Here is a 25,513-nt window from a genome sequence, read left to right as displayed (position 1 = left end):
CGATGGAATTCAGCGGATAGGCTTCTCAATCATGGAACTGCGCCATCTCCAGCATTTCGTCGCGGTCGCCGAGGACCAGCACTTCACCCGGGCCGCCGAGCGACTGCTCGTGTCCCAGTCGGGGCTGTCCGCGTCCATCCGGGCGCTGGAGCGCGAGCTCCAGACCCCGCTGTTCGTGCGGACCACCCGGCGGGTGACGCTCACCCCGGCCGGGCGGGCGCTGCTGGGCGAGGCCGAGCGGATCCTCGCCCAGGTGCGCTCGGCCCACGAGGCGGTGGCCGCGGTCCAGGGGGTGTTGCGCGGAACGCTCGCGATCGGCTCCGAGCAGTGCGTCGCCGGGCTGCATGTGGCGGGGCTGCTCGCCGCGTTCCGGCGGCAGCATCCGGACGTGGAGATCTGTCTGCGCCAGGCGGGCTCGGCCGCGCTCGCGGAGGAGGTCGGGGCCGGAAGGCTCGATCTGGCGTTCGCCGTCCGCACGGCGCAGGAGGACATCGACCAGCTGCGGGTCGTACCGCTGTCGAGTGAGCCCATGACCGTGCTGTGCCATCGGAGTCACCGGCTGGCGGCCGCCGGTGCGGCCGTGACGCCGGCGGATCTGGCCGGTGAGGTCTTCGTCGACTTCCATCCCGACTGGGGCCCGCGCCGTACCACCGACGCGGCCTTCGCCGACGCGGGTCTGCGCCGGAACGTCACGCTGGAGGTCAACGACGTGCACAGCCTCCTCGACCTGGTGGACGAGAACCTCGGCGTGGCCGTCGTTCCGCAGCACTTCCGGCACAAGCGGCCCGCGCTGACGGCCCTGCCCGTCAAGGGCACCGGCGAGGCCGTGTACGAGACGGTCGCCCTGCTGCCGCCCCCGCAGGCGACCAGTCCGGCGGCCCGGGCGCTGATGTCCCTGCTCGAAAGCTGATGCCCCCGCCGGGAAAACAGGGGGTCTGGGTACACCCCCCGGACGGGGCCCAACCCTCGTGACCCGATCCGCTCCGCGCACCAGACTCATGACCGTTCCCGAAAGCACAACTACGGTCAGGAGTACGGAAGATGACGGATCCCACCCGACGGAACGTACTGCGCGGCGCGGCGGCGATCACGGCGGCGGGCGCGCTCGTCGGCACCGGAGCGAGTGCGCTGCCCGCCGCCGCGGCCACCGGCACGGCGCGCCGCTTCCCGTTCCTGGAGGGCGCGTTCAAGCCGGTCACCGAAGAGCTGACGGCCTTCGACCTGCCGGTCACCGGTCGCATCCCGCGCGAGCTGAACGGCCGCTATCTGCGCAACGGCCCCAACGTCCTGGGCCTGGAGGACCCGCGCGCCCACCACTGGATGCTCGGCGACGGCATGGTGCACGGCGTGCGGCTGCGCGAGGGCCGCGCCGAGTGGTACCGCAACCGCTGGGTGCGCTCCTCCCAGGTCGCGAAGAAGCTCGGCGAGCCCTACCCCGGTCCCGTGCCGCCGGACGACTTCCCGTGCAACACCCATGTGATCCCGTACCGGGGGCGGATCTTGGCGCTTCAGGAGAGCGGACCGCTGCCGTACGAACTCGACGACGAGCTGAACACCGTGGGCACCCACGACTTCCGGGGCACCCTGGAGGGCGCGTTCACCGCCCACACCAAGTTCGACGCGCACGCCGGTGAGCTGCACGCGATCGCCTACTACCCGACCTGGGACCACGTCCGGCACCTGGTCGTGGATCCGGCTGGCCGCGTCTCGCGCAGTACGCGGATCCCGGTGGCGGACGCGCCGATGATCCACGACTTCGCGCTCACCGAGAACCACGTGGTGATCCTCGACATGCCGGTCACCTTCGACCCGGCGGGCGCCGAGCGCGGCGACGTCGTGCCGTACGTCTGGAACGACCGGCATCCGGCGCGGATCGGTGTGCTGCCGCGCAAGGGCGGTGCGGTGCGCTGGTTCGAGGTGGACCCGGTGTACTACTCGCACACCCTCAACGCCTACGAGGAGGGCTCGAACCTCGTCATCGACATGACGAACTTCGACGCGGGCTTCCTCGTGGCGGGCAACGGCTCGGGCGGCCCGTACACACCGGGCACACCCCGGCTCGACCGCTGGACGGTCGACCTGCGGCAGGGCCGGGTGCGGGTCCGGACCCTCGACGACCGGCCCCAGGAGTTCCCCCGGGTCAACGAGGCGCTGGTGTCCCGCCGGCACCGCTACGGCTACGCGGCGGCCTCCGCGGAGATGGCGGCGGCCTATCAGGCGGTCGACGGCAACCCGCCTCCCGACCGGGCGTTCAGCAACGCGCTCATCAAGCACGACCTGCTGCGCGGCACCACGCAGGTCCACCGGCTGCCCCGGGGCGCGGCGGCGAGCGAGGCCGTGTTCGTGCCGTCCGACCCCTGCGACACCAGGGCCGCCGAGGACGACGGGTACGCCGTCGCCTATGTGCACAACCCCGATCGCGGGACCTCGGACCTGGTGATTCTCTCGGCCCAGGACTTCACCGGGGAGCCGGTCGCCCGCATCCATCTGCCGGGGCGGGTGCCGCTGGGCTTCCACGGGAGCTGGATCCCGGACGCGTGAGGCGGGATCGGCTTTTGCGAGGCGGGACGCGGCGCGATGCGCGAGGGTGGACGTCATGCATGCAAAGGACATCCTCATCGACGGTTACAGCCGTATCCAGGAAGAAGTCCACGCCGTCGTCGAGGGCCTGGCCCCCGACGACCTCAACCACCGTCCCGGTCCCGACGCCAACTCCATCGCCTGGCTCGTCTGGCACCTCACCCGCGTCCAGGACGACCACGTGGCCGGCGCCTTCGACCTCGACCAGGTGTGGCTGACGCAGGACTGGGAGAAGCGGTTCGGCCTCGGCCTGAAGCCCCGCGACATCGGCTACGGCCACACCTCCGCGCAGGTCGGCAAGGTGCGGGTCGACTCCGCGGACCTGCTGACCGGCTACTACGACGCCGTGCACGCCCAGAGCCTGGAAGCCCTGCGCGGGCTGAGCGCCGGGAACCTGGAACGGATCGTGGACGAGAACTGGGACCCGCCGGTCACCCTCGGGGTGCGGCTGGTCAGCGTCCTGTCCGACGATCTCCAGCACATCGGACAGGCCGCGTATCTGCGGGGGCTGCTTCAGAGCGCGTAGCCCGGCAGGACGACGTCCTCGATGAGGGCCCTGCGCTCGTCGAACGGGATGAAGGCGCTCTTGAGCGCGTTCACCGTGACCGTGCGCAGGTCCTCGACGGTCCAGCCCGCCTCGTCGACCAGCAGGGACATCTCCCGGGTCATCGTCGTGCCGGACACCAGCCGGTTGTCGGTGTTGAGGGTGACCCGGAAGCCCAGGTCCTTCAAAGCCGTGATCGGGTGTTCGGCGATCGAGGTGGCCGCGCCGGTCTGGAGGTTGGAGGTCGGGCACATCTCCAGCGCGATACGGCGGTCGCGGACCCAGCCCGCCAGCCGGCCGAGCTTGCCGTCGACGATGTCCTCGGTGATGCGGACGCCGTGGCCCAGTCGCTGGGCGCCGCACACCTGCACGGCCTGGTGGATGCTGGGCAGGCCGTGGGCCTCACCGGCGTGGATGGTGAACGGCACGCTCTCGCGGCGCAGGTGCTCGAAGGCGGCCAGGTGGTCGGCGGCCGGGAAGCCGTCCTCGGCGCCCGCGATGTCGAAGCCGACGACACCGGCGTCCCGGAAGGCCACGGCCAGGTCGGCGGCCTCGCGCACCCGGTCGAACATCCGCATTCCGCACAGCAGCGTGCCGACCCGGACCGGGGTGCCCGCGGCGGCGGCCTTCGCCATCCCGGCGGCCAGGCCCTCCTGGACGGTCTCGACGACCTCGGCCATGGCCAGCCCGCCCTTGGTGTTCAGCTCGGGGGCGTAGCGCACCTCGCCGTACACGACCCCGTCGGCGGCCAGGTCGAGGACGTACTCCTCGGCCGTGCGCAGCAGGCCCTCGCGGGTCTGCATGACGGCGAGGGTGTGCTCGAAGGTGGCTATGTAGCGCACCAGGTCGCCGGAGTTCGCGGCGTCGAAGTACCAGGCGGCGAGCTCGTCCGGGTCGGTGGTGGGCAGGGTGTGGCCGACCTCCGCCGCGAGCTCCACCACGGTGGCGGGGCGCAGGCCGCCGTCGAGGTGGTCGTGCAGGACGGCCTTGGGGAGGCGGCGGACGAGGTCGGCATCTACGCGCGTAGCGGTCATGGCGGGGTCTTTCTGCGAACGTCGAGCGGGGCAGCGGGAGGGTCAGGCGGTGGGCTGGAGCAGGTCCCAGCGGTTTCCGTACAGGTCCTGGAAGACGGCGACGGAGCCGTAGGGCTCGTGGCGCGGCTCCTCCAGGAAGATGACGCCCGCGGCGAGCATCCGGGCGTGGTCGCGGGCGAAGTCGTCGGTGTGCAGGAAGAACCCGACGCGCCCGCCGGTCTGGTCTCCGACCCGGCTTCGCTGGGCCTCGTCCTTGGCGCGGGCGAGCAGCAGGTCGGTGCCGCCCTCGCGCTCGTCCGGCCGCACGACGACCCAGCGGGAGCCGTCGGGGCGGGGCGTGTCCTCGACGAGCCGGAAGCCGAGGGCTTCGGTGTAGAAGCGGATCGCCTCGTCATAGTCGTCGACGACGAGGGTGACCAGGGCGACGCGTCTCATCGGGACCTTCCGGGAGGGGTGGTTGACGGGAGAGGTTATACGTAAAACTTCAGGGACGCCAGTCCCGTTCCGCGGGGCTCCGGTCAGGGGTCCTGACCGGAGCCCGGCTTCAGCCACCGACGGAGGTGCCGGCCGGCGTCAGTTGCGGTACCGGAAGACGATCCGGCCGCGGGTGAGGTCGTACGGCGGGAGTTCCACCAGCACCCTGTCCTCCAGCATGATCTTGATGTAGTTCTTGCGGATCTTCCCGCTGATGTGTGCGAGGACCTGGTGGCCGTTCTCGAGCTCCACGGTGAACATGGCGCTGCGCAGGCACTCCACGACCCTGCCCTCGACCTCGATGACGTTCTTGTGCTTCGTCATCGCACCAGCTCCAGGTTGCTGTTCATCGGCCGGGCGCCGATGCCCTCGAACAGTGCCGAGGCGGCTCGGTTGGTCTCCTGGACCTCCGCCCAGGCTTCGGCGAACCCGGCGTGGTGCAGTGTCCCCAGTGCGTGGGCCAGCAGCGCCCGGCCGATACCGCGCCGCCGCTCGCCGGAACGGACCGCGAGCAGCCCGATACGCGGCCGGATCACCGTCACCACCCGGATCAGGCCCAGATAGCGGTCCCGCGTCGCGGCCACCGCGTACTTCGACGGGTCGACGACGGTGTCCCCCTCGGGGAAGGGGATCACCTCCGCGGGCATCGACTGCCACCCGACGCTCGCCTCGACCTCGTCACGGATGGCGCGGTCCACCGCCCGCAGCAGACGTTCGTCCGCCTGACCGGCCGGCACGATCGTCACCCCCGGTGGCGGCAGGACGTCGTCCAGCCCGGTGGTCCGCGGGTCGGTCGGCACGGCGTACTCCCACTCGCGGCGCCGGACCGTGAACCCGGCCCGCCGCCAACGGGCGGTCAGTTCCGCGTCCGCTTCGTCGACCACCGTGTGCACGGGTGTCGGCAGTTGCGCCAGCATCGCCTCGGCGAGCCGGTCGAAGGGGGCGTCGTGCCAGGCGTCGATGCTGACGAACAGGCGTCCGTCCGACCGGTGTTGCGCATGCCCGCGGCCGACCACCAGGTCGTCGTCCAGGGCGTGCCATTGCCTGTCCCCGACACGCGTGATGGTCACCGCGTCGTCGCTCAGGCCGGAAGTGAAAGGCTGTGTGTTCATCGGAGTCTCCCTCCAGGAGTGCCTCGATCTCAGGCGCTCCTGGCGACACCGAACGTCAGCCGCCGGACCGTGACGGGATGAGGGAGCACCCACGGGTAACTGTGTTCACGGGGCTCACCTCCTTACGACGACTTACGGTCCACCGCGAACCTAGCAGCGCCGCGCCGTCTCGCTCAAAGTCTTTTTCCGGTGGGCTCGGTCCGGGGTCGTAGGGCCCGGGACCGAGGCGCGGGGGCCGGGTCGCCGGTAGCGTCCCGGCCATGACGATCACCGAGAGCCGCACCCCCGAGCAGCGCAAGCGCGACGTACTGGCCCGTCTGGAGCGGGAGACGGACATCTGGGTGGCCTCCGCGGACGCCGACGGACTGCCCTGTCTGGTCGCGCTGTGGTTCGTCTGGCACGACGGGTGCGTGTGGCTGTCCACGCGGATCACCAACCCCACGGGCCGCAATCTGCGCGACGGCGGCCGCACCCGGCTCGCCTTCGGGGACACCCAGGACGTGGTGCTCATCGACGGTGACGTGCGCACCTACGGCGGCCAGGAGGTGCCGGCCGGGGCGATCGGCGCCTTCCTGGGCAAGCACGGCTGGGATCCGCGCGAGGACAGCCCGTCCTACGCCTTCTTCGCGGTGCGCCCGCACACCGTGCAGGCCTTGCACGGCGTGCACGAGATGCGCGGGCGGCACATCATGAAGGACGGCGGGTGGGTCGTATGACCTCTCGTCCCGCCTTCTGGTGACCTCTCAACCCGCCGCGTGATGCAGTGAGTCGAGGGTGGCGAGTTCGGCGTCGGTGAGCCGCAGCGCGCCCGCAGCGACGTTCTCGGCGAGGTGGTCGGGGTTTCCAGTGCCGGGGATGGCGAGGACGTGCGGGCCCTGGGCGAGGGTCCAGGCGAGCCGGACCTGGGCGGGGCCGGCGCCGTGCGCCTTCGCGATCGACAGCACCGCTTCGTCATGGCTGCTGATGGCGCCCTGTTCGGCGCCCTCGCCCGCGATGGCGAAGAACGGCACGAAGGCGATGCCCTGTTCGCCGCAGATCCTGAGGAGCTCGTCGGTGCCGGGGTTGCCGGAGCCCAGCCCGAACCGGTTCTGGACACAGACCACGGGGGCGATGGCCTGCGCCTCGGCGAGGTGACGGGCTGAGACGTTGGAGATGCCGAGGTGCCGGATCAGCCCCTTCTCCCGCAGCTCGGCCAGGGCCCCGAAGTGCTCGGCGATCGAGTCCTGCCGCATCCGCCGCAGGTTCACCACGTCGAGGTGGTCGCGCCCGAGCTGGCGCAGGTTCTCCTCGACATGGCCGCGCAGGTCCTCCGGGCGGGCCGAAGTCCCCCACTCCCCCGCGTAGTTCCGGTACGGCCCGACCTTGGCGACGATGACGAGGTCGTCGGGGTAGGGGGAGAGCGCGCTGTTGATGATCTCGTTGGCGGAGCGCAGCGAGGAGAAGTAGAAGGCGGCCGTGTCGATGTGGTTGACGCCGAGCTCGATCGCCCTGTGCAGCACCGCGATGGACCGTTTCCGGTCGCTCGGGGTGCCGAGGTGGAATGCCGCGCTGCCCGTCAGCCGCATCGCGCCGAACCCGAGGCGGTTGACGGTGAGATCGCCGAGTGTCCAGGTGCCTGCCGCGTCCGCGGTGATCGTTTCGGAGGTCATCGGCGGATGATGACACACCTCCGGCGCGTCGCCGACGGCGTTTCCCGAACTCCTACCTGCGTTGTGCGGCCAGCCGGACGGGCGCGTTGGCCGCGCCGAACCCGCTGTAGCCGCCCGAGCGTTGGACGAACTCGAAGAAGACGTGGCCGACCGTCTCGGTGTAGCAGTGGCGGAACTCGCCGCCGCGCTCGTCGCGGTCGTAGAGGATGCCGAGTTCCCGGAGGGGCTCCAACTCCCCTTCCGCGAAGTCGAACCGCGCCCGGAGGTCGTCGTAGTAGTTCGCGGGGATCCGCAGCAGCCGTGCCCCCGCCGCCCGGAAGCGGCGCACCGCGGCGACGAGGTCGTCGACGGCGAAGGCCACGTGCCGGGCCCGCGTCCCGCCGTCCTCCGCCGGGGAGGGCGCGAGGTTGAGGACCAGCCGGGGCCCGTCGGAGGAGGCGGACAGGGCACGGCTGCGGAACAGGCCGTAGGGGTCGGCGAGTTCGACGGTGTCGTGCGGGCTGAGGCCCAGGACCGTGCGGTGGAAGAGCACGGACTCGTCGAAGTGGTGCCAGGGCTGGGTGAGCGCGAGGTGGTCGATGGCCGTGACGTCGGCGGGTGTGCTGTCGGCCGTGTACGCGAAGTCGTCGGTCCAGCTGGGGAGTCCGGGGCGGCCGGTCGCGCAGAAGAGGACCTCGGTGCCGTCCGGGGCGGCGATCGACTCCAGGGGCACGTCGTGGGCGGTACGGCGCTTGGGCAGGGCGGGTGCCAGCAGGGCCTCCGCGCGGCGGGCTGAGGCCGCCGGATCCGCCGTCTCCAAGCCTACGGCGGCCAGGGTGGTGTCCGTACGGCGGTCCGCGGCGCCGGTGTTGACCAGGACCCGGGCCTCGCCCTGCGCCCAGAGGTCGACCGGCTTGCCGTGGTGGCGGGCGGTGCGGGTGAAGCCGAGCGCCGTGAGCAGTTCGCCGACGGGTTCGGGGTCGCTGGTGGCGAGTTCGGCGAAGGCGACACCGGAGGGGATCACCGGGGCCGGGAGCGGCAGGATCCCGGCGTCCTCCTCCAGGGCGAGCAGGGAACGCAGGCCGTCCAGGGCGGTACGGCCCGCGTCCGCCTGGCGGAAGACGTCGTTGAAGACCTCCAGCGACAGCGGTCCTTCGTACCCGGCGTTCAGGACGTGCCGCAGGAGTCCGGCCACGTCGAAGCCGCCCTGCCCGGGGAAGCAGCGGTAGTGGCGGCTCCACTGGAGGACGTCCATGGCCATCCGGGGTGCGTCGGCGAGCTGGAGGAAGAAGATCTTCTCGCCGGGGATGGACTCGATGCCCTTGGGGTCGGAGCCGCGGGACAGGATGTGGAAGCTGTCGAGGCAGGTGCCGAGCGCCGGGTGCCCGGCGGTCTCGACGATCCGCCAGGCGTGGTCGTAGGTGCTGACGTGCCGGCCCCATGCGAGCGCCTCGTAGGCCACCCGGACGCCGAACTCCTGGGCCAGGTCGGCGAGTCGGCTCAGCTGCTCGGCGGCGAGGGCGTCGTCGTCGACCGACTGCGGGGAGACACTGGAGCAGACCAGGACGGTGTCGGCGCCGAGCCTGCGCGTCAGCTCGAACTTGTGCCGGGCCCGTCGCAGGTTGCGGGCGAAGACCTCCTCGGGGACGGCCTCGATGTCCCGCATGGGCTGGTAGAGGTCGATGCCCAGACCCAGGTCGGCGGTGCGGGCGGCGATCTCCTCGGGGGTGAGGGGGCTGGCGAGGAGGTCGTTCTCGAAGATCTCGACTCCGTCGAAGCCGGCCCGGGCGGCGGCCGTCAGCTTCTCGGTGAGGGTGCCACTGAGGCAGACGGTGGCGATGGACTTACGCATGGTCGCTCCCTGCGAGGTCGATCCAGGTCTTCCCGGCCCGGGCGGCCGCTCCGGCGAAGGCCTCCTGGGCCCGCGCGAGCGGGAAGCGGGCCTCGGTCACGGCTCCGGGGCGGGCGGCGGGCAGTTCTGCCAGGGCGGCGGTGAAGTCACCGGGGTGGTCGTAGATCATCGAGCCGCGCAGCACGAGCTGACGCCGGACCACGTCGTCGGTCGTCAGCGGCAGCCGCTCGGCGTTGAGGCCGACGAGCACGACGGTGGCCCCGGGGTCGGCCCGGTCCACCGCGGGGCGCAGGGCGGGCGCGTGGCCGGAACTCTCGAAGACGAAGGTGAATCCGCTACGGCCGTCGTCGGCGACGGCACCGAGCCGTACCGCCCGCGCCAGCCGCTCGGGGTGCGGTTCGCTGACGACGGGGGTGAGGCCGAGGCGGGACAGGATGAGGCAGAGCAGCAGGCCCTGGGCTCCGGCGCCCACGACCAGGCAGCGGTCCCGGTCGGTGACCCCGCTGCGGCGGACCGCGGCGCGGGCGACGGTGTACGGCTCGGCGCAGGCGAGGTCCGCGCCCGACAGGCCGTCGGGGACGGTGTGCACGAAGGGTGCGGGGACGGCGACGCGTTCGGCGAGGACGCCCGGGGAGTTCAGGCCGACGATGGCGCGGTGGGGGCAGGCGGAGGTCAGGCCGGTGAGGCAGTCGGCGCATTTCAGGCACGCGTAGTTGGGTTCGACGACGACCTGTCGGCCCACCAGGTGGTCCGGGGCGTCCGCGCCGGTGGAGACGACCCGGCCGAATCCCTCGTGGCCCATGACCCAGGGGGTGGCCGGCGCGGTCCGCTTGCCGTGGAACACGGCCAAGTCCGTGCCGCACAGGCCCACTCCACCCACTTCGACGATCACCTCGCCGGGTGCGGGGACCGGTTCCGGCCAGTCGTCGACCGTCTCGATCCGTTCCGGCGCCGTGAGGACCGCTGCTTTCACTGGGACTCCCAAGTGGACCACTAGATGGTTCCATCGATCCGCTGTGCGGTCAGCCTAGGTGGCGTGCGGCGCTCGGACAAGGGCCCCGGTGGTCGGAAATGCCGAAGGGGCCGGTCGCGGAGGCGACCGGCCCCTGTGGTGTCGGAGGTCAGACCGCCGCGGCCTTCTCTGTCACCGCGGCCGGCGCCTCGGCCGTGTCCACGCCGGGCAGGCGCAGCGCGATCAGGAAGGACACGAGACAGCCCACGGCGACGTAGGCGGCCACCAGCGACCAGCCGCCACCGGCCCAGATGACCAGTGAACCGGCGATGAGCGGGGTGAAGCCGCCGCCGACGGCACTGGCCAGCTGGTAGCCGACACCGGCGCCGCTGTAGCGGTACTCGGCGCCGAACATGTCGGTGAACAGCGACTGCTGGACCGAGACCGCCATGTCGTGCGCCACGTTCACCAGCAGGACCGCGCACACCACGATCAGCAGCATCGAGCCGGACTCCATCGCCCAGAAGTACGGCACCGCGCTCACCGCTCCGATCAGCGCGCCCCAGCAGTAGACGCGGCGGCGGCCGTGGCGGTCGGCGAGGTAGGCGAAGGCCGGGATGGTGACGACGGCCAGGCCGCCGACCGCGAGGTTCACGTCGAGGAGGCTGTCGCGGTTCAGGCCGAGTTCCCCGGTGCCGTAGGACAGGCCAAACGTGGTGACGCCGTAGAAGGTGAACAGCTCCACGAAGCGCAGGCCGATGATGGCGAAGAAGCCGGCCGGGTTGGAGCGGACCGCGGCGATCAGCGGGAGGCGGGGCTTGGCGGTCTCCGACAGGGTGGCGACCTGCTCGGTGAAGACCGGGGACTCCTCGACCCTGGCCCGGATGACCAGGCCGACGATCACGAGGGCCGCGCTGACCAGGAAGGGGATGCGCCAGCCCCAGGCACGGAAGGCGGCATCCGTGGTGGTGCCCGACATCACCTTGGTGATCAGGGTGGCGAGGAGCAGACCGACGGACGCGCCGACCTGGACGCCGCTGCTGTAGAGGGAGCGCCACTTGCGGGGGGCGTTCTCCACCGCCATGAGGGCCGCGCCGCCCCACTCGCCGCCGACCGCGAAGCCCTGGGTGGCGCGCAGCAGGACCAGCAGGACGGGAGCCCAGACGCCGGCCTGGGCGTAGGTGGGCAGGACGCCGATCAGGGTGCTGGCCAGGCCCATGATCAGCATGGTCAGCACGAGCATGCGTTTGCGGCCGAGACGGTCGCCGAAGTGGCCGAAGACGATGCCGCCCAGGGGCCGGAAGAGGAAGCCGACGCCGAAGGTGGCCCAGGCGGCCAGGGTGCCCACGGCCGGGGAGGCGCCGGGGAAGAACAGGTCCCCGAAGAGGAGGCCCGCGACGATGCCGTAGAGGAAGAAGTCGTACCAGTCGACGACGGCTCCCATGAAGCTCGCGACCGCCGCGCGCCGGGCGTGACCGGGAGCTCCGGCCGCCTGCTGCGTACTGCTCATCTCACACACTCCGTCGGATGCGCTGGGCAGTGGTCTCCCGTGCCGTGCGAGCGGTGCACGGCACGGGACCACTGCGGGGATGGCTTCGGTGGGGACGGTCGGACGCCGTGGCGCCACCTGGGTGCGGGCGCGCCGTCGCGTACGAACCGGGCCATCGCCACAGCGGTTCGGGCGGCGACCCTTGACCCCGGGGTCCACTGTGCGGAACCCCAGGACCGGTGAGCGGCACGATAGAGCGGTGCTCCGGTGGCATCAAGGGGTGTGACAAGATTTCCCGGATGTTGCGGTTTCCCCGGTCCGCAGAGCGGACTACGGTCGGGAGCGGGAGCGGAACGCCGGGCACGGCGCCAGGACACGGGGAGGCAGCGGGTGAGCGACGGACGGACGCGGGCGGAGGGCGAGCCGGACCAGCAGTCGGGCGGGGTGCGCAGTGTGCGGCGGGCCTTCGACATCCTCACCCTGCTCACGGAGGACCGGCCAGTGATCACCTTGCGGGAGATCACCGAGGCGACCGGGCTCGCCAAGACGACCGCGCTGCGCCTGGTGCAGACCCTGGAGGAGTCGGGTCTGCTGGGCGCGCACCCGTCGGGCTACACCGCGGGACCCGCCCTGTGGCGCTGGGCCTATCTGGCGCGCGGTCAGTGGGAGGTGCCGCAGGAGACCCGCAAGGTCATGCGGGATCTCGCGGACCGGCTCGGCGAGACCGTCAACCTCTTCGTGGCCCGGGGTGCCCACCGGATCTGCGTGGCCCACGAGGAGAGCCCGCACCCGCTGCGCCATGTCGTCGACGTGGGTGACGAACAGCCCCTGTGGGCCGGTGCGTCCTCGAAGATCCTGCTGCGGGACGCCTCCGAGGCGTTCCTGCGCCGGGTCGCGGCCGCCTCACCCCAGGGCGAGGAGCATGCCGGGCGGCTGAAGACCTGGGCCGCGGAGGCCGCCGAGCGCGGCTACGCCGTCAGCAGCAGCGAGTTCGACGAGGGCCTCACGGCCGTGGCGGTCCCCGTGACGGGCCGTTCCGGCAAGGTCGCCGCGTCCCTCTCCCTGAGCGGGCCCAGCCACCGCTTCCCGTACGAGGCCGTGGAGCGCTTCGCCACCGAGCTCACCGAGGGAGCCCGCCTCATCTCCGACCAGGGCTTCAGCCATCCACTGAGCAGCGAGGTCTGACGGCGGGGGTGTGGGGGCCGACGCTGCCGGCCGGACTCCCGTTCCCGCGCCCGAGGTGGTCAGCCGGCGTGGGTACACCTTCACCCCACCGCCCCGCTCAGGCACCGGTCCCGGGCAGGCCGGCATCCTTCTCAGGCACCCGTCCCAGGACCCGGGGCCGCCCCGCTCAGGCACCTGCCCCGGGGCCCGCATCGTCCCCGCTCAGGCACCCACCCCGGAACCCGCCGCCGCCCCGCTCAGGCCCCCGCCCCGGACCCGCCACCACCCCGCGTCTTCTCGTCGAAGCTTGCGAAGTACGCCGCGGCCATGTCCTCGTCGCCGTGGCCCTGGGCGGTGGCGCGCTCGAAGCGGTCCGCGCTCGCGGCGGCCACATCCAGGCGGACCCCGCCTCGCTCGCCGGCCTCGACGATGAGTCGGGCGTCCTTCGCGGCGGTGGAGACCGCGAACTGGGCCGGTGACAGCCGGTCCTCCAGGATCAGCCCCGACTTCGCGCGCAGGTAGCCCATGTCGAGCGGTCCGCCGTCGATGGCGTCGAAGAAGGCCTGCGGGTCCACGCCCAGGGCCTTCGCCAGGGCGAGCACCTCCCCCGCCGCGTTGGTCACCGAGAGCACCCAGCTGTTGGCGACCAGCTTCAGCCGGGTCGCGCTGCCCTCGGCTCCGTCCTCGCCGGTCCACACCGTGCGGGCGCCGACCGCGTCGAACACCGGCGTCACCGTGTCACGGCCGTCAACCGGTCCGGCCGCCAGGACCAGCAGCTGACCGGCCTCGGCGGGCTGGCGGGTGCCCAGCACGGGCGCGTCGAAGAAGACCAGGTCACGCTCGCGGGCGAAGGCGGCCAGGTCGGAGATCGCCTCGACGCCGGCGGTGGTCGACTGCACCCACGCGAGGCCCGGGCGGAGGCCGTCGGCGGCCTGGCGCATCACGTCCAGGGCCGCGGGGCCGTCGTACACCATGGTCAGGACGACATCGGCGCCCCGGACCGCCTCGGCGGGGCTGTCGGCGACCGTGACGCCGTCCTCCGTCAGCGGCCGCGCCTTGTCGGAACTGCGGTTCCAGGCGCGGACGGTGTGTCCGGCGCGGGCGAGGTTGCGGGCCATGGCGGCGCCCATGATGCCGGTGCCCAGGACGCTCACGGTGAGTGTGTCGGTCATGACGTCAACTCTCTGCGGGGGTGCGGTGGTGCTGTCCGGTGTCGAGCTTGCCGGAAGCGGCGCGGGGCGGCACAACCCGGGGGCGGACCTCGGCGGCCCGGTACGGCGTCATCGCGCTGCCGGGAGCGGTTCGACCGTGACGAAACCCTGGGTGGCCGCGGCCGGGACCTGTGCGTCCGGGCCGTAGAGGAGGCCCGCGAGGGCCGGGGTGGCGCGGTAGGCGAAGACGGAGCCGGGGACGCCGAGGATGGCCGGGGTGTCGAGGAGGAAGGGGAGTTCGCTGTCCAAGTACTCGGCTCCCGCGGCCAGTTGGTCGGCGGTCGGGGCCCAGTCGGCCGGCATCGTGGTGCGCAGGACGGCGGTGACCATGCGGGTGCAGGTGGCGTGGAAGGCGGGCTGTTCCCGATGGGCCCGGGCGATGCGCTCACGGGCGGCGCGGTAGGCGGGGGTGTCGTGGAAGTCGTGGAACTGCGCGACCTGGAGCCGGTCCGGGTCGAGCCGCGCGGTGGCCACGGCTCGGGAGACGCGGTTGGCCGTCTGGCGTACGTCGCGGTAGGCGCGGGCACGGGCGTGCCGGGGTTCGTAGCCGCGGCCGAGGTAGGTGCAGGCCACGGTGTCGGTGCCGGGGTGGGCGACCTCGATGCGGGTGAAGCGGGCGGCGGCCCAGCGCAGCAGCGCGACGAGCCGGTCCTCGGAGAAGTAGCCGTTGCCGGGGCTGATCCCGAGGAAGACATGGTGTCCGGCCTCGACGAGGCCCGCGCAGCGCTCCGAGAACGGGGTGGCGACGAAGCCGTCCCCCCGCTGGGCCGCGACCGAGGGTGTCCAGGTCATCGGCATCGCCCAGTCGTGCATCGTCGTTCCCCCGTGCTCCGTGGTGCTTCGTGTTCCGTGGTGCTTCGTGTTCCGTACTGCTTCGGCCGTCGTCTTCGAGCGTAGGAGAGCCCCCGGGCGCGTCGGCCGCACCGGCGGGGAACTCCCGCGGATGGCCGAACGGCATGTGACGCACGCCTCACCGCGCCGCCCGCGCAAGGGCTCGCTTCGCGCCCCGCTCCGGGCGGAGGGTGGGCGGCATGAACGATCACCGCGTGGCACCCGTCAGCGAGGAGGCCGGTGAGGTCCGGCGGTTCTGGGAGGGACTGGGGCTTCCGGGGCTGGTCGACGTCCACACCCACTTCATGCCCGAGCGCGTCCTGCACAAGGTCTGGGACTACTTCGACTCCGTCGGACCGCTGACCGGGGGGATGGAGTGGCCGATCACGTACCGGACGGAGGAGGCGGAGCGAACGGCCCTGCTGCGGGAATTCGGCGTCCGGGCCTTCACCGCGATGCTCTACCCCCACAAGCCCGGTATGGCCAGGTGGCTGAACGGCTGGGCCGCCGACTTCGCCGCCCGCACCCCGGACTGTCTGCACACCTGCACGCTCTACCCCGAGCCGGACGTCGAGGCCTACGTCCGGGAGGCCGTCGAGGCGGGCGCGCGGGTGTTCAAGGCGCATGTGCAGGTGGGTGCGTACGACCCGGCCGACGAACTCCTCCAGGGGGCTTGGGGAGTGCTGGCCGAGGCGGGCGTCCCGGTGGTGATCCACTGCGGTTCGGGGCCCGCGCCCGGCAAGCACACCGGCCCCGAGAACATCGCCCGGGTGCTGGCGCGGCACCCGCGGCTGCGGCTGATCGTCGCGCACATGGGGATGCCGGAGTACGAGGAGTTCCTGGACCTCGCCGAGCGGTACGAGGAGGTGCGGCTGGACACGACGATGGCGTTCACCGACTTCACGGAGGCGTTCATGCCGTTCCCGGCCGAGGCCCTGCCCCGGCTCACCGCCCTGGGCGACCGCGTCCTGCTCGGCTCCGACTTCCCCAACATCCCCTACGCCTACCTGCACCAGCTCCGGTCCCTGGAGCGGCTGGGGCTGGGCGAGGACTGGCTGCGGGCGGTGTGCCACGACAACGCGGCGGACCTGTTCGGCCTGTGACACCGCCCGTGAGCGGCGGCTAGCCGAGCGGCTTCTCCAGGATCGCCTTGCGGTGGCTGAAGGTCTCGATGGAGTACCGGCCGTGGTAGTTGCCCATGCCGCTCTCGCCGACCCCGCCGAACGGCAGGTCGGAGACGGTGAGATGGGCGAGGGGCAGTCCGTAGCCGAGGCCGCCGGACGAGGTCTCGTCGGCGATGCGGGTCCGGGTGGTGTCGGAGTCGGTGAACACGTACAGCGCGAGGGGCTTGTCCCGGTCGTTGATGAAGTCGATCGCCGCGTCCAGGCCGGGCACGGTGACGATCGGGAGGATCGGGCCGAAGATCTCCTCCCGCATGACCGGCGCCTCGGGGTCGACGTCGGCGAGGACGGTGGGCGCGATGTACTTGGCCGTACGGTCGCGCTCGCCGCCCACGACCGTGCGGCCGGAGTCGAGCAGGCCGGTGAGGCGGTCGAAGTGCCGTTCGTTGATGATGCGGCCGTACTCGCCGGAGCGGGCCGGGTCGGCGCCGAAGAGCGTCTCGACGGCCTTGACGAACAGCGGCTCCAGGGCGGCGGCGGTGTCCGGGTCGGTGAGGACGTAGTCGGGGGCGACACAGGTCTGCCCGGCGTTGAGGAACTTGCCGCGGACCAGTCGGTCGGCGACCACGGCGAGGTCGGCGTCGCGGTCGACGAACGCCGGTGACTTGCCGCCCAGTTCGAGGGTGACCGGGGTGAGGTGCTCGGCGGCGGCGCGCAGGACGATCCGGCCGACCGTGCCGTTGCCGGTGTAGAAGATGTGGTCGAAGCGCTCGGCGAGCAGGGCCGTGGTCTCGGGGACACCGCCCTCGACGACGGCCACCGCATCGGTGTCCAGGTACGCGGGCAGCAGCCGGGCGATGGCCGCGGAGGTGGCGGGGGCCAGCTCGCTCGGCTTGGCGACCACCGCGTTGCCCGCGGCGAGGGCGCCGACCACCGGGGCGAGCAGCAGCTGGGCCGGGTAGTTCCAGGGGGCGATGACGAGGACGACGCCGAGCGGGTCGTACTGGGTCCAGGCGGTGGCGTCGGCGCCCAGGTGCGGCGGGACCGGCGCGGACTCGGGGCGCAGCCAGTCGGTGAGGTGGTCCAGGGTGTGGTCGATCTCGCGGATCGTGAAGTCGATCTCGGTGCGGAAGGCCTCGGTGGAGCTCTTGCCCAGGTCGGCGTGGAGGGCCGCGGCCAGCTCCGTGCCCTTCTCCGTGAGCAGCTCGCGCAGGCGGCGCAGCTGGGTCGTGCGCCACTCGACGGGCTTGGTGCGGCCGCTGCGGAAGGTGGCGCGCAGTCGGGCGACGACGTCGGCGGGCTGCTCGGGGGCGGGGTGGTTCACGGATGCCTCGCTGGGGGTGCGCGGGCCTTGCGGCCGGGTCTCGACGGTCAGATGTATATTGCAACCTTTTTGGGGTCCGGGTCCATTCCGGCTCGTCGGCACTACTTTCCGTGACGGGTCGTGAGCGATCGGCGCCGAGCCTCCAGGTACCCGCGTTCCGCCGGGTTCTCGGTGAGTTCGGCGGCCCTCGCGTAGGCGGCCGCGGCCTCCGTGGCACGGTCCAGGCGGCGCAGCAGATCGGCCCGGACGGCGTGCAGGACGTGGTAGCCGTCGAGGTCGAGTGCGTCCACGAGGACGAGGGCGGGCGCCGGTCCGTCCGTCTCGGCCACGGCGACCGCGCGGTTGAGGGCCACGACCGGGCTGGGGGCCACGGCCATGAGCTGGTCGTAGAGCCGGCGGACCTGGTCCCAGTCGGTGGGCGCGTCGCTGTGCACGGCCTGGATGGCGGCCTGGATCTGGTACGGCCCGGGCCGGTTCCGGCGCAGACACCGCCGTACGAGTGACTGGCCCTCGGTGATCAGCTCGCGGTCCCAGCGGGCGGGGTCCTGCTCGGACAGGGGGACGAGTGCGCCCGTGTCGTCGGTACGGGCCGCCCGGCGGGACTCGACGAGCAGCATCAGCGCGAGCAGGCCGGTGGCCTCGGGCTCGTCCGGCATCAGCTCGGTCAGCAGCCGGCCCAGGCGTACGGCCTCGGCGCACAGGCCGGGTGTGCCGCCGTAGCCCTCGTTGAAGATGAGGTAGACGACGGCGAGGACGCCGCCCAGTCGGTCCGGGAGGTCGGCGTCGCGGGGGACGCGGTAGGGGATGCCGGCGTCGCGGATCTTGGCCTTGGCGCGGACGAGGCGCTGGGCCATGGTGGGCTCGGGGACCAGGAAGGCGCGGGCGATCTGTGCGGTGCTGAGGCCGCCGAGCAGGCGGAGGGTGAGGGCGACCCGGGCCCGGGGCGCGAGCGCGGGGTGGCAGCAGGTGAAGAGGAGCCGGAGCCGTTCGTCGCGCACGGGGCCCTCCTCGGGCGGTTCGTCGGGGGCGTGCAGCAGGGCCGCCTCGGCGTGCCGGGCCTCACGGGTGGACTCACGGCGCAGCCGGTCGATGGCGCGGTTGCGGGCGGTGGTGATGATCCAGCCGGCCGGACTGGGCGGCACACCCGTCTCCGGCCAGCGCCGCACAGCCGCGGCGAAGGCGTCCTGAACCGCTTCCTCGGCGAGGTCTATGTCACCGAGGAAACGGACGAGGACGGACACGGCACGGCCGTACTCCGCGCGGAAGACGGTTTCGATGTCGAGATCGGGCGCGTGATCGGGGGCCGGACCGTGGGCGGACGCCGGACCATGTCCGGACGCCGGGCCCTGGCCGGACGCCGGGCCCTGGGCGGACGCCGGCCGACGGAGAGGGGCCGGGCCTTGGTGGGGCGGCAGCCGGTGGATGGGCGCCGGGCCGCGGACGGGGGCCTGCTTCTGGTAGGGGGCCGGTCCCTCGTCGGGCGCCGGCCCGTGGTCCGGGGCCGGGCCCTGGTCGGGCGGCAGACGGTGGTCGGGGCCCATCTGTCCTCTTCGGTGCGGTGTCGTGGGGTCTCCTCGGCAGGTGCCGTCAGTCCTCGGACTCGTGCTGGAAGGGGCGTACCTCGATGGGCAGGGTGGTTGCCAGGGCCGCCTTGCGGGCCCATTCCAGGGCCGCGTCCAGGTCGGGGGCCTTCACCACGCAGATGCCGCCGAGCTGTTCCTTGCCCTCGGCGTACGGGCCGTCGGTGATCAGGACGTCGCCGTCGCGGGGGCGCAGCACGGTCGAGGCGTCGGGGCCGTGCAGGCCGCCGGCGAAGACCCAGGCCCCGGCCTCGCGCAGCTCCTGGTGGAAGACGTCGAGCCGCTTGCCGATCTCGGCCATCACCTCGGGCGCGGGCAGCTCGTCCCAGCCGGGCTGCATGACGTTGAGCAGGTAGTACTTCATGGCGTTCTCCTCCTGTGAGCTTGTCTCACCTCCTACACGAACGCCACACCCCCGGATCGACACCGCGCGCCGGGCGATCGGGAGAATCCTCTCCATGACCTCCGCACCGCACCCGCTCCTCGTCACCGCCCACGCCCTCGCCGACGACCTCCTCGCCCCGCGGGCCGCGCGGGTCGACCAGGAGGGCGTGCCCGTGAGCCACATCGAGGCGATCCGGCGGTCGGGGCTGCTCGGGATGAGCGCGCCGGTGGAGTACGGCGGAGCCGGAGCGCCCGACGCCATGGCGCGGGAGGTCCAGGAGATCCTCGCCGGGGCGTGCTGCTCGACCTGGTTCGTGCAGACCCAGCACCACACGCCGGTCAGGATGCTCGCGCAGTCCGGCCTGCCGGTGCGGGAGCGGCTGTTGCGCCCGCTGGCGACCGGTGAGCTGCTGGCCGGTATCGCGTTCGCGCACGTCCGTGCCTTTCCGCGGGTTCCGGTGCGGGCGACGGCCGAGCGGGGCGGCTGGCGGTTCGACGGCACGGTGCCCTGGTACACCGGCTGGGGTCTGAACGACGTGCTGCTGCTGGCCGGGGTGACCGGGGCGGACGAGGTGGTGTTCGCGTTCACCGAGGCCCGCGAGCAGCCGGGACTACGGGCGTCGGAGCCGATGCGGCTGGCGGCGCTCACCGCGTCCCGCACGGTGTCCCTGACGCTGGACGGTCTGTGGCTGCCCGACGAGTCGGTGGTGCTGCGCACCCCGCAGGAGAAGTTCGCGCTGGTCGACCTGCCCCGCAACACCAACGCCTCCCCCGCCGTCTTCGGAGTGGCGTACGCGGCGCTCCGGGTACTGGCGGACGCCGGGGAGCCGGAGACCGCGGATGCTCTGCGCGGCCGCCTCGACGAGGTGCGCGGACAGGCGTACGAGCTGGCCGGGCATCCCGTCCCGCACGAGCGCGTCGCCGAACGGCTGGCGCTCAAGACGCGGTCGTACGACCTGATGCGCGCGGCCACGACCGCGGCGGTCGTGGCCGGTGGCGGCCGGGCCACGGCCCTCGACGGCACGGCCCAACGGCTGTTCCGCGAGGGGATGTTCCTGCTCGTGCAGGGGCAGACGGCCGAGGTGCGGCGAGCGCATCTGGCCGCCCTCGCGCGGAGCTAGTCGAGCAGGGCCGCCATGAGCGCGGCGGGGGCGTCCTCCTGGACGAGGTGACCGGCGCCGGGGATCAGTTCGAGCCGCGCCCGCGGGATGCGGGCCGCGAGTTCACGGCCCTTCTCCGCGGGGATCCAGGTGTCGTCCTCGCCCCAGCACACCAGGGTCGGGATCGTGATCTCCCCGTATCTGTCCTGGACTTCGTCGGTGTACCGCTGGTCGGCCTGGGCGATCTGCCGGTAGAAGGCCGCCTGGCCGGCCTCGCCGAGCCAGGGTTCGACGAGCCGGTCGAGGACCGTGGGGTGCAGTCCGGGGCCGCTGGCCGAGCTCACGTACTCGCGGACGAGCGCCCGGTGCAGGGCGGGCGGCAGTCGGTCGAAGACCTCGGAGTGTTCGCCGACGAGCCGGAAGAACGGCGACCCCCAGGGGGCGAGTGCCACCGGGTCGACGAGGGTGAGCGAGCGGTAGCGGGCGCCGTGCAGCAGATGGGCCCGCAGCGCCACCGCACCGCCGAAGTCGTGGGCCACCACCCGGGGTTCGGCCAGGCCCCAGTGCGCGAGCAGCTCGGTGAAGACCCTGCCCTGGGCCGCCAGGGAGACGTCCTGGCCGTCGGACATCTCCGAGGCCCCGTAGCCGGGCATGTCCCACACGAACACGTGGTGGCGGCGGGCCAGGGCGCGGGCGACGGCACGCCAGACGTACGAGGAGAAGGGCGTGCCGTGCAGGAGGACGACCGGATCGAGGTCGGGGTCCCCGAGGCTGTCCCAGCGGACCTCCCCGGAGCTGCTGCGGAAGGTCCTGGTCAACGACCACTCGCTCACGGGCACATGTCCTCTCCGTCGGCTTGGAACGCCCCGTCAGGGAACCGCGCGGCCCGCCACGCATCACCCGCACCCGACGGACACCCCGACCGTTCAGCTCGCGAACGGCACCTGCGCCGAGGAGACGGAACGCTCACCGACAGGATGTTGCCACAGCCCCTGCGCCGCCAGCCGCGGCAGCACACCCTCGCCGAACCAGTACGCCTCCTCCAGATGCGGGTAGCCGGAGAGCACGAACTCGTCGATGCCCAGGGCGTGGTACTCCTTGATCCGCTCGGCGACCTCGTCGTGGCTGCCGACCAGCGCGGTGCCCGCCCCGCCGCGCACCAGACCGATGCCGGCCCACAGGTTGGGGTGGATCTCCAGACGGTCGCGCTCACCGCCGCCGTGCAGGGCGAGCATCCGCTGCTGCCCCTCGGACTCGCTGCGGGCGAGCCCTGCCTGCACCGACCGGACGGTCTCGGGGTCGAAGCCCGCGAGGAGACGGTTCGCCTCGGCCCAGGCCTGCTCGGAGGTGTCGCGGGTGATGACGTGCAGCCGGATCCCGAAGCGCAGGGTGCGGCCCTGCTTGGCCGCGAGGCCCCGGATCCAGGCGATCTTCTCGGCGACCTGCGCGGGCGGCTCGCCCCAGGTGAGGTACACGTCGACGTACTTGGCGGCGACCTCCCCCGCGATCGGCGAGGACCCGCCGAAGTACACCTCGGGCACCGGGTCGGGCACCCGGGCCAGCTTTGCGTCCTCGACCTGGAGGTGCTCGCCGTTCAGGTCGACGGTCTTGCCCTCCCACAACCCCCGTACCACTTCCAGGAATTCTCCGGTACGGCGGTAGCGCGCGTCCTTGTCGAGGAAGTCCCCGTAGGCCCGCTGCTCGTGGCTCTCGCCGCCGGTGACCACGTTGAGCAGGAGCCGTCCGCCGGACTGGCGCTGGAAGGTGGAGGCCATCTGGGCGGCGAGCGTCGGCGAGACGAAGCCGGGCCGGAAGGCGACCAGGAACTTCAGCCGCTCGGTGTTCTGGCTGACCATGGCGGTGGTCAGCCAGGCGTCCTCGCACCAGGCGCCCGTGGGGGTGAGCGCGCCCACGAACCCCAGGTCCTCGGCCGCGCGGCCGATCTGGCTCAGGTAGGCGACCGTCGGCGGCCGGTCCCGTCCGGAGACGGTGGCGGGGGTGCCGTGACCTCCGCCCACGACATGGCGGCTGTCGCCGTTGGTGGGCAGGAACCAGTGGAAGGTGAGGGACACGTGGGGGTCTCCGATCTCTGGAAGGTGCCGCTAGAGCAGTCCGTGACGGGGTGGCCGGGTGCCGCCCAGGACATACCGGCCGATGTGCTGGATCTTCCAGCGGGTCGGGTCGTGCAGGGTGTGGGTCCGGGCGTCACGCCAATGCCGGTCCAGGTTCAGCGACTTGAGGGCCGCGCGCGTACCGGAGACCTCGAAGAGGGCGCTCGCCACGTCCACCGCCGCCCGGGCCGCCGACACCTTGGCGGCCGCGACCGCGATGGACGCCTCCGCCGCCGAGTCGTCGGTCAGGTCGGCCTGCGCACGGTCGACCGTGCGGGCGGCTTCCCGCAGCAGCGCATCCGACGCCCTTACCTCGACGGCCAGTTCACCGAAGCGCTGGATCAGCAGTGGATCCTCGGCGGCGGTCTCGACCCCGCTCTCGAACCACGGGCGGCTCTTCGTCCGGACGAATTCCGCCGCCTCCGCGAGCGCCGCCGCGGCGATCCCGGCGTCGATGGCGGCGTGCAGCAACTGGGCGACCGCGCCGTGCAGTTGCGGGCCTTCGAAGGTGAGGTGGTGCGGGAGGACCCGGTCGGCAGGGACCTCGACGCCGTCGAGGCGGACGGTGCCGCTGGCCGTCGTACGCTGACCGAGTCCGTCCCAGTCGTCGACGACCGTGACGCCGGGTGTGTCCCGCGGGACGTAGGCGACGTGCAGCTTGTCGTCGTCGGCGCGGGCCAGCACCGGGATCCAGTCGGCGAACAGGGCGCCGGTGGAGTAGTGCTTGACGCCGTCGAGGCGGTAGGAGCCGTCGGGTCGGGGGTGCAGACGGGTGCGGATGTCCTGGACGTGCTTGGTGCCCGCCTCGGACTGGGCGTTGCCGAAGCGGCGGCCGGCGAGCAGTTCGGCGAAGAAGAACTTCCGCTGCTCGTCGGTGCCCTGACGGCGGATCACATTGACGTAGGCGAAGTGGCTCTGCGGGATCTGGGCCAGGCTCGCGTCGGCGGCGGCGAGCAGGCGGAAGATCTCGGCGAGGGTCGGCGCGCTCACGTCCGCCCCGCCGTGCTCGGCGGGGACGGTGACGGCGAGCAGTCCGGAGGCGGAGAGGCGGTCCAACTCCTCGCGCGGCAGCCTGCGTTCGGCGTCCCGGGCGGCGGCGCCGGCGCGGAACTCGTCGGCGAGCGACGCGGCGACCGCGAGGGCCTCCGCGTCGTCGGCGATCACATGGGCGGCCATGCTGTTCAGACCGCCGCCGCCAGGACCGGCCGTCGGCCCAGCGCGGTCGAGAACTGGTCGATGACCTGGGTCAGGGCCTCGGTCGCCGGCGGCGCCACGCTCAGCGAACCGTCCTCGAGCACGGTGATGTCCTTGTCGAGGGTGAACCAGCCCTGCACGATGTGCGCCGCGCCCATGGAGCTGAGGACGGGCCGCAGGGCGTAGTCGATGGCGAGGACGTGGGCGGTGGAGCCGCCGGTGGCCAGGGGCAGCACGGTCTTGCCGGCGAGGGCGTACTGCGGGAGCAGGTCGAGGAGCGCCTTGAGGACTCCGGAGTAGGACGCCTTGTAGACCGGGGTGCCGACGACCACGCCGTCGACGCGGGCGAACAGCTCGGTCGCCTCGACGATCGCCGGGTGTGTGAAGTCCGCGCCGAGCAGGGCCTCGGCGGGGATGGTGCGCACGTCGAGCGGGATCACCTCGTGGCCCTGGGCGGCGAGGCGCCGGTCGAGGTGGCGCAGCAGCCGGTTGGTGCGGGAGGAGGCGGAGGGACTGCCGGAGACGGACAGGACGGTGGCCATGCGGTCCTCTTTCGGGGAGGAGGGGCGGGGCGCCCCCGGTTCAGGAGGGGGCGCCCCGGGGAAGCGGTCAGGAGTACCAGGTGGGTTCGGGCAGTTCGCCCTCGAGGACCCAGCGGCCGACCTCGCGCCGCTTGTAGGCGACCGGGTCGTGGAGGGTGTGGGTGCGGACGTTGCGCCAGAACCGGTCCAGGCCCTCCGAGGTGGCCGTGGAGCGGGCGCCCGTCACCTCGAAGATGCGGCCGGCGATCTCCAGGGCCACGTCGGTGGCGCGGGCCTTGACCGCGGCCACCCGGACCTCGAAGTCGCCGCGCGTCTGCTCGGTGACCGCGTCGGGGTCGTCGTGCAGCTTCTGTCCTTCGGCGGCCACGGCGTCGGCGAGGGCCTCGACCGCCCAGAGCTTGGCGGTGAGGTCGCCGTAGGTGTCGATGACGTACGGCTCGTCGACGGCGCGCTCGTAGCCGCCGTGCAGCCAGGAGCGGGACTTCTCGCGGGTGTAGGTGGCGGCCGTCTCCAGCGCGCCGCCCGCGATGCCCAGGTAGAAGTTGACGAAGACCAGCTGGATGGTGGGGACGTTGAGGGTGTTGTAGACGCGCGGCTGGAACACCTTGTCGACGTAACCGGCGGCCGAGGACCAGGGGGTGCGCACGCCGTCGAGGGTGACACCGCCGCTCTCGGTGAGCCGCTGGCCGATGTTGTCCCAGTCGTCGTGGAAGGTCAGGCCCTCGGAGTCGGAGGGCACAATGGCGAAGACATGCTGGTCGGTGCCTTCCAGGACGCCTTCGAGGACGGTGACGTCGGAGACCTTGCTGCCGGTGGAGAAGGTCTTGCGGCCGGTGTAGACGAGGTCGTCGCCGTCCTCGGTCACGACGACGTCCTTGTCGCGCGGGTTGACCGCGCCGCCGAAGAACCAGCGGTTGCGGCTGGCCTCCGCCTCGACGTGCTCCCACTGCTCGCGGGTGCCGACCAGGCGGGCGGCCCAGAACCACAGGTAGTGGTAGCCGAGGAGCTGGCCGATGGAGCCGTCGGCCTTGGCGACCTCGCGGACGACCCGGTAGGCGGTGGGCCAGTCCTGGCCCGCGCCGCCGTGCTCGGTGGGGCCGAGCAGGGTGACCAGTCCGGCGTCCTTGAGGAGCTGGACCTCGGCGTACGGGGTGGCGCCCGCGCGGTCGCGTTCGGCGGCGTCGGTGGCGAGGACGGCGGCGACCTCGGCGGCCCGGGCGATCCAGTCCTCGGCGGTCTCGGGGGCGGGGCGGTTCTGCCAGTCGGTGTGGGTGACGGTGCTCATC

Annotated in this window: 25 protein-coding genes; 7 read left to right on the top strand and 18 right to left on the bottom strand. The window is 72.4% G+C overall.

Annotated elements, in window-relative coordinates:
* Positions 1–31: 31 nt before the first annotated feature.
* The 3 genes from OHN19_RS40495 to OHN19_RS40485 all read left to right on the top strand — a co-directional run bounded on the left by OHN19_RS40495 (position 32) and on the right by OHN19_RS40485 (position 3,106).
* Complete coding sequence (locus OHN19_RS40495) at positions 32–910, top strand: LysR family transcriptional regulator (RefSeq protein ID WP_330268992.1); 879 nt, start codon at positions 32–34, stop codon at positions 908–910.
* Between the two features lie 131 nt (positions 911–1,041).
* Positions 1,042–2,541 carry a carotenoid oxygenase family protein gene (locus tag OHN19_RS40490; RefSeq protein ID WP_330268991.1) on the top strand — a complete coding sequence of 500 codons (1,500 nt, stop codon included), beginning with the start codon at positions 1,042–1,044 and terminating at the stop codon, positions 2,539–2,541.
* A gap of 55 nt (positions 2,542–2,596) precedes the next feature.
* On the top strand, positions 2,597–3,106 hold the full coding sequence (locus OHN19_RS40485) for a mycothiol transferase (RefSeq protein ID WP_330268990.1): 510 nt from the start codon (positions 2,597–2,599) through the stop codon (positions 3,104–3,106).
* Here OHN19_RS40485 and OHN19_RS40480 read toward each other — a convergent pair.
* The 4 genes from OHN19_RS40480 to OHN19_RS40465 form a co-directional block, all read right to left on the bottom strand.
* The gene (locus tag OHN19_RS40480) at positions 3,094–4,158 is read right to left on the bottom strand and encodes an adenosine deaminase (RefSeq protein WP_330268989.1); all 1,065 of its coding nucleotides are present in this window, start codon (positions 4,156–4,158) and stop codon (positions 3,094–3,096) included. The genes OHN19_RS40485 and OHN19_RS40480 overlap by 13 nt on opposite strands.
* A gap of 42 nt (positions 4,159–4,200) precedes the next feature.
* A complete protein-coding gene (locus tag OHN19_RS40475) occupies positions 4,201–4,593 on the bottom strand; it encodes a VOC family protein (RefSeq protein WP_330268988.1) in 393 nt (130 codons plus the stop codon).
* 138 nt (positions 4,594–4,731) lie between these two features.
* Positions 4,732–4,956, bottom strand: a complete 225-nt coding sequence (gene infA, locus OHN19_RS40470) for a translation initiation factor IF-1 (protein ID WP_123758744.1) — start codon at positions 4,954–4,956, stop codon at positions 4,732–4,734.
* Positions 4,953–5,744 (bottom strand): GNAT family N-acetyltransferase, encoded by a 792-nt coding sequence (locus OHN19_RS40465; RefSeq protein ID WP_330268987.1) that lies wholly within the window; start codon positions 5,742–5,744, stop codon positions 4,953–4,955. The genes infA and OHN19_RS40465 overlap by 4 nt, the downstream gene beginning before the upstream one ends.
* Before the next feature lie 260 nt (positions 5,745–6,004).
* Here OHN19_RS40465 and OHN19_RS40460 point away from each other — a divergent pair, with 260 nt between their 5' ends.
* A complete protein-coding gene (locus OHN19_RS40460; RefSeq protein WP_330268986.1) occupies positions 6,005–6,460 on the top strand; it encodes a pyridoxamine 5'-phosphate oxidase family protein in 456 nt (151 codons plus the stop codon).
* Between the two features lie 27 nt (positions 6,461–6,487).
* Here the strand turns inward: OHN19_RS40460 and OHN19_RS40455 are convergent, their stop codons facing one another.
* The 4 genes from OHN19_RS40455 to shiA all read right to left on the bottom strand — a co-directional run bounded on the left by OHN19_RS40455 (position 6,488) and on the right by shiA (position 11,686).
* On the bottom strand, positions 6,488–7,393 hold the full coding sequence (locus OHN19_RS40455; protein ID WP_330268985.1) for an oxidoreductase: 906 nt from the start codon (positions 7,391–7,393) through the stop codon (positions 6,488–6,490).
* A 52-nt stretch (positions 7,394–7,445) separates the two neighbouring features.
* Positions 7,446–9,224 (bottom strand): bifunctional sugar phosphate isomerase/epimerase/4-hydroxyphenylpyruvate dioxygenase family protein, encoded by a 1,779-nt coding sequence (locus OHN19_RS40450; RefSeq protein WP_330268984.1) that lies wholly within the window; start codon positions 9,222–9,224, stop codon positions 7,446–7,448.
* The gene (locus OHN19_RS40445) at positions 9,217–10,197 is read right to left on the bottom strand and encodes a zinc-dependent alcohol dehydrogenase (protein WP_330268983.1); all 981 of its coding nucleotides are present in this window, start codon (positions 10,195–10,197) and stop codon (positions 9,217–9,219) included. The genes OHN19_RS40450 and OHN19_RS40445 overlap by 8 nt, the downstream gene beginning before the upstream one ends.
* Positions 10,198–10,345: 148 nt before the next feature.
* The gene (gene shiA, locus OHN19_RS40440; RefSeq protein ID WP_330268982.1) at positions 10,346–11,686 is read right to left on the bottom strand and encodes a shikimate transporter; all 1,341 of its coding nucleotides are present in this window, start codon (positions 11,684–11,686) and stop codon (positions 10,346–10,348) included.
* Positions 11,687–12,055: 369 nt separating this feature from the next.
* Between shiA and OHN19_RS40435 the strand changes: the two genes are divergently transcribed.
* Complete coding sequence (locus OHN19_RS40435) at positions 12,056–12,850, top strand: IclR family transcriptional regulator (protein WP_330268981.1); 795 nt, start codon at positions 12,056–12,058, stop codon at positions 12,848–12,850.
* A 236-nt stretch (positions 12,851–13,086) separates the two neighbouring features.
* Here the strand turns inward: OHN19_RS40435 and OHN19_RS40430 are convergent, their stop codons facing one another.
* Positions 13,087–14,001: an NAD(P)-dependent oxidoreductase gene (locus tag OHN19_RS40430; RefSeq protein ID WP_330268980.1), complete on the bottom strand. Its 915-nt coding sequence runs from the start codon at positions 13,999–14,001 to the stop codon at positions 13,087–13,089.
* A 108-nt stretch (positions 14,002–14,109) separates the two neighbouring features.
* The gene (locus tag OHN19_RS40425) at positions 14,110–14,853 is read right to left on the bottom strand and encodes a tRNA-dependent cyclodipeptide synthase (protein WP_330268979.1); all 744 of its coding nucleotides are present in this window, start codon (positions 14,851–14,853) and stop codon (positions 14,110–14,112) included.
* A 218-nt stretch (positions 14,854–15,071) separates the two neighbouring features.
* On the opposite strand from OHN19_RS40425, the gene OHN19_RS40420 reads away from it, so the two are divergent.
* The gene (locus tag OHN19_RS40420; RefSeq protein WP_330268978.1) at positions 15,072–15,974 is read left to right on the top strand and encodes an amidohydrolase family protein; all 903 of its coding nucleotides are present in this window, start codon (positions 15,072–15,074) and stop codon (positions 15,972–15,974) included.
* Positions 15,975–15,993: 19 nt separating this feature from the next.
* Here the strand turns inward: OHN19_RS40420 and OHN19_RS40415 are convergent, their stop codons facing one another.
* The 3 genes from OHN19_RS40415 to OHN19_RS40405 form a co-directional block, all read right to left on the bottom strand.
* Positions 15,994–17,316, bottom strand: coding sequence for an aldehyde dehydrogenase family protein (locus tag OHN19_RS40415; RefSeq protein ID WP_330268977.1), 1,323 nt, complete (start codon positions 17,314–17,316; stop codon positions 15,994–15,996).
* A gap of 101 nt (positions 17,317–17,417) precedes the next feature.
* Positions 17,418–18,857, bottom strand: a complete 1,440-nt coding sequence (locus OHN19_RS40410) for an RNA polymerase sigma factor (protein WP_330268976.1) — start codon at positions 18,855–18,857, stop codon at positions 17,418–17,420.
* A gap of 46 nt (positions 18,858–18,903) precedes the next feature.
* Positions 18,904–19,260, bottom strand: a complete 357-nt coding sequence (locus OHN19_RS40405; protein WP_330268975.1) for a YciI family protein — start codon at positions 19,258–19,260, stop codon at positions 18,904–18,906.
* Between the two features lie 94 nt (positions 19,261–19,354).
* Between OHN19_RS40405 and OHN19_RS40400 the strand changes: the two genes are divergently transcribed.
* Entirely contained in the window at positions 19,355–20,401 is a 1,047-nt protein-coding gene (locus tag OHN19_RS40400; protein ID WP_330268974.1) for an acyl-CoA dehydrogenase family protein, read from the top strand.
* Here the strand turns inward: OHN19_RS40400 and OHN19_RS40395 are convergent.
* The 5 genes from OHN19_RS40395 to OHN19_RS40375 all read right to left on the bottom strand — a co-directional run bounded on the left by OHN19_RS40395 (position 20,398) and on the right by OHN19_RS40375 (position 25,512).
* The gene (locus tag OHN19_RS40395; protein ID WP_330269827.1) at positions 20,398–21,213 is read right to left on the bottom strand and encodes an alpha/beta hydrolase; all 816 of its coding nucleotides are present in this window, start codon (positions 21,211–21,213) and stop codon (positions 20,398–20,400) included. The two genes, OHN19_RS40400 and OHN19_RS40395, sit on opposite strands and share 4 nt — an antisense overlap.
* 93 nt (positions 21,214–21,306) lie before the next feature.
* Positions 21,307–22,452 (bottom strand): LLM class flavin-dependent oxidoreductase, encoded by a 1,146-nt coding sequence (locus OHN19_RS40390; RefSeq protein WP_330268973.1) that lies wholly within the window; start codon positions 22,450–22,452, stop codon positions 21,307–21,309.
* Between the two features lie 30 nt (positions 22,453–22,482).
* On the bottom strand, positions 22,483–23,667 hold the full coding sequence (locus tag OHN19_RS40385) for an SfnB family sulfur acquisition oxidoreductase (RefSeq protein ID WP_330268972.1): 1,185 nt from the start codon (positions 23,665–23,667) through the stop codon (positions 22,483–22,485).
* A gap of 5 nt (positions 23,668–23,672) precedes the next feature.
* Positions 23,673–24,227 carry an NADPH-dependent FMN reductase gene (gene ssuE / locus OHN19_RS40380; RefSeq protein WP_330268971.1) on the bottom strand — a complete coding sequence of 185 codons (555 nt, stop codon included), beginning with the start codon at positions 24,225–24,227 and terminating at the stop codon, positions 23,673–23,675.
* A gap of 67 nt (positions 24,228–24,294) precedes the next feature.
* Positions 24,295–25,512, bottom strand: coding sequence for an acyl-CoA dehydrogenase family protein (locus OHN19_RS40375; protein WP_330268970.1), 1,218 nt, complete (start codon positions 25,510–25,512; stop codon positions 24,295–24,297).
* Position 25,513 lies beyond the last annotated feature (1 nt).

It is taken from the genome of Streptomyces griseorubiginosus (assembly GCF_036345115.1).
Classification (GTDB): Bacteria; Actinomycetota; Actinomycetes; order Streptomycetales; family Streptomycetaceae; genus Streptomyces; species Streptomyces griseorubiginosus_C.
This window is presented reverse-complemented; position numbering and strand designations above follow the sequence as displayed.

What these genes read in the sequence shown, in the direction of transcription:
- OHN19_RS40495 (WP_330268992.1), top strand. Translation starts at nt 32, where the DNA reads ATGGAACTGCGCCATCTCCAGCATTTCGTCGCGGTCGCCGAGGACCAG.
- OHN19_RS40450 (WP_330268984.1), bottom strand. Translation starts at nt 9,224, where the DNA reads ATGCGTAAGTCCATCGCCACCGTCTGCCTCAGTGGCACCCTCACCGAG.
- OHN19_RS40480 (WP_330268989.1), bottom strand. Translation starts at nt 4,158, where the DNA reads ATGACCGCTACGCGCGTAGATGCCGACCTCGTCCGCCGCCTCCCCAAG.
- OHN19_RS40400 (WP_330268974.1), top strand. Translation starts at nt 19,355, where the DNA reads ATGACCTCCGCACCGCACCCGCTCCTCGTCACCGCCCACGCCCTCGCC.
- OHN19_RS40475 (WP_330268988.1), bottom strand. Translation starts at nt 4,593, where the DNA reads ATGAGACGCGTCGCCCTGGTCACCCTCGTCGTCGACGACTATGACGAG.
- OHN19_RS40455 (WP_330268985.1), bottom strand. Translation starts at nt 7,393, where the DNA reads ATGACCTCCGAAACGATCACCGCGGACGCGGCAGGCACCTGGACACTC.
- OHN19_RS40375 (WP_330268970.1), bottom strand. Translation starts at nt 25,512, where the DNA reads ATGAGCACCGTCACCCACACCGACTGGCAGAACCGCCCCGCCCCCGAG.
- OHN19_RS40485 (WP_330268990.1), top strand. Translation starts at nt 2,597, where the DNA reads ATGCATGCAAAGGACATCCTCATCGACGGTTACAGCCGTATCCAGGAA.
- OHN19_RS40465 (WP_330268987.1), bottom strand. Translation starts at nt 5,744, where the DNA reads ATGAACACACAGCCTTTCACTTCCGGCCTGAGCGACGACGCGGTGACC.
- OHN19_RS40405 (WP_330268975.1), bottom strand. Translation starts at nt 19,260, where the DNA reads ATGAAGTACTACCTGCTCAACGTCATGCAGCCCGGCTGGGACGAGCTG.
- shiA (WP_330268982.1), bottom strand. Translation starts at nt 11,686, where the DNA reads ATGAGCAGTACGCAGCAGGCGGCCGGAGCTCCCGGTCACGCCCGGCGC.
- OHN19_RS40385 (WP_330268972.1), bottom strand. Translation starts at nt 23,667, where the DNA reads ATGGCCGCCCATGTGATCGCCGACGACGCGGAGGCCCTCGCGGTCGCC.
- OHN19_RS40420 (WP_330268978.1), top strand. Translation starts at nt 15,072, where the DNA reads ATGAACGATCACCGCGTGGCACCCGTCAGCGAGGAGGCCGGTGAGGTC.
- OHN19_RS40425 (WP_330268979.1), bottom strand. Translation starts at nt 14,853, where the DNA reads ATGCACGACTGGGCGATGCCGATGACCTGGACACCCTCGGTCGCGGCC.
- OHN19_RS40460 (WP_330268986.1), top strand. Translation starts at nt 6,005, where the DNA reads ATGACGATCACCGAGAGCCGCACCCCCGAGCAGCGCAAGCGCGACGTA.
- ssuE (WP_330268971.1), bottom strand. Translation starts at nt 24,227, where the DNA reads ATGGCCACCGTCCTGTCCGTCTCCGGCAGTCCCTCCGCCTCCTCCCGC.
- infA (WP_123758744.1), bottom strand. Translation starts at nt 4,956, where the DNA reads ATGACGAAGCACAAGAACGTCATCGAGGTCGAGGGCAGGGTCGTGGAG.
- OHN19_RS40430 (WP_330268980.1), bottom strand. Translation starts at nt 14,001, where the DNA reads ATGACCGACACACTCACCGTGAGCGTCCTGGGCACCGGCATCATGGGC.
- OHN19_RS40410 (WP_330268976.1), bottom strand. Translation starts at nt 18,857, where the DNA reads ATGGGCCCCGACCACCGTCTGCCGCCCGACCAGGGCCCGGCCCCGGAC.
- OHN19_RS40490 (WP_330268991.1), top strand. Translation starts at nt 1,042, where the DNA reads ATGACGGATCCCACCCGACGGAACGTACTGCGCGGCGCGGCGGCGATC.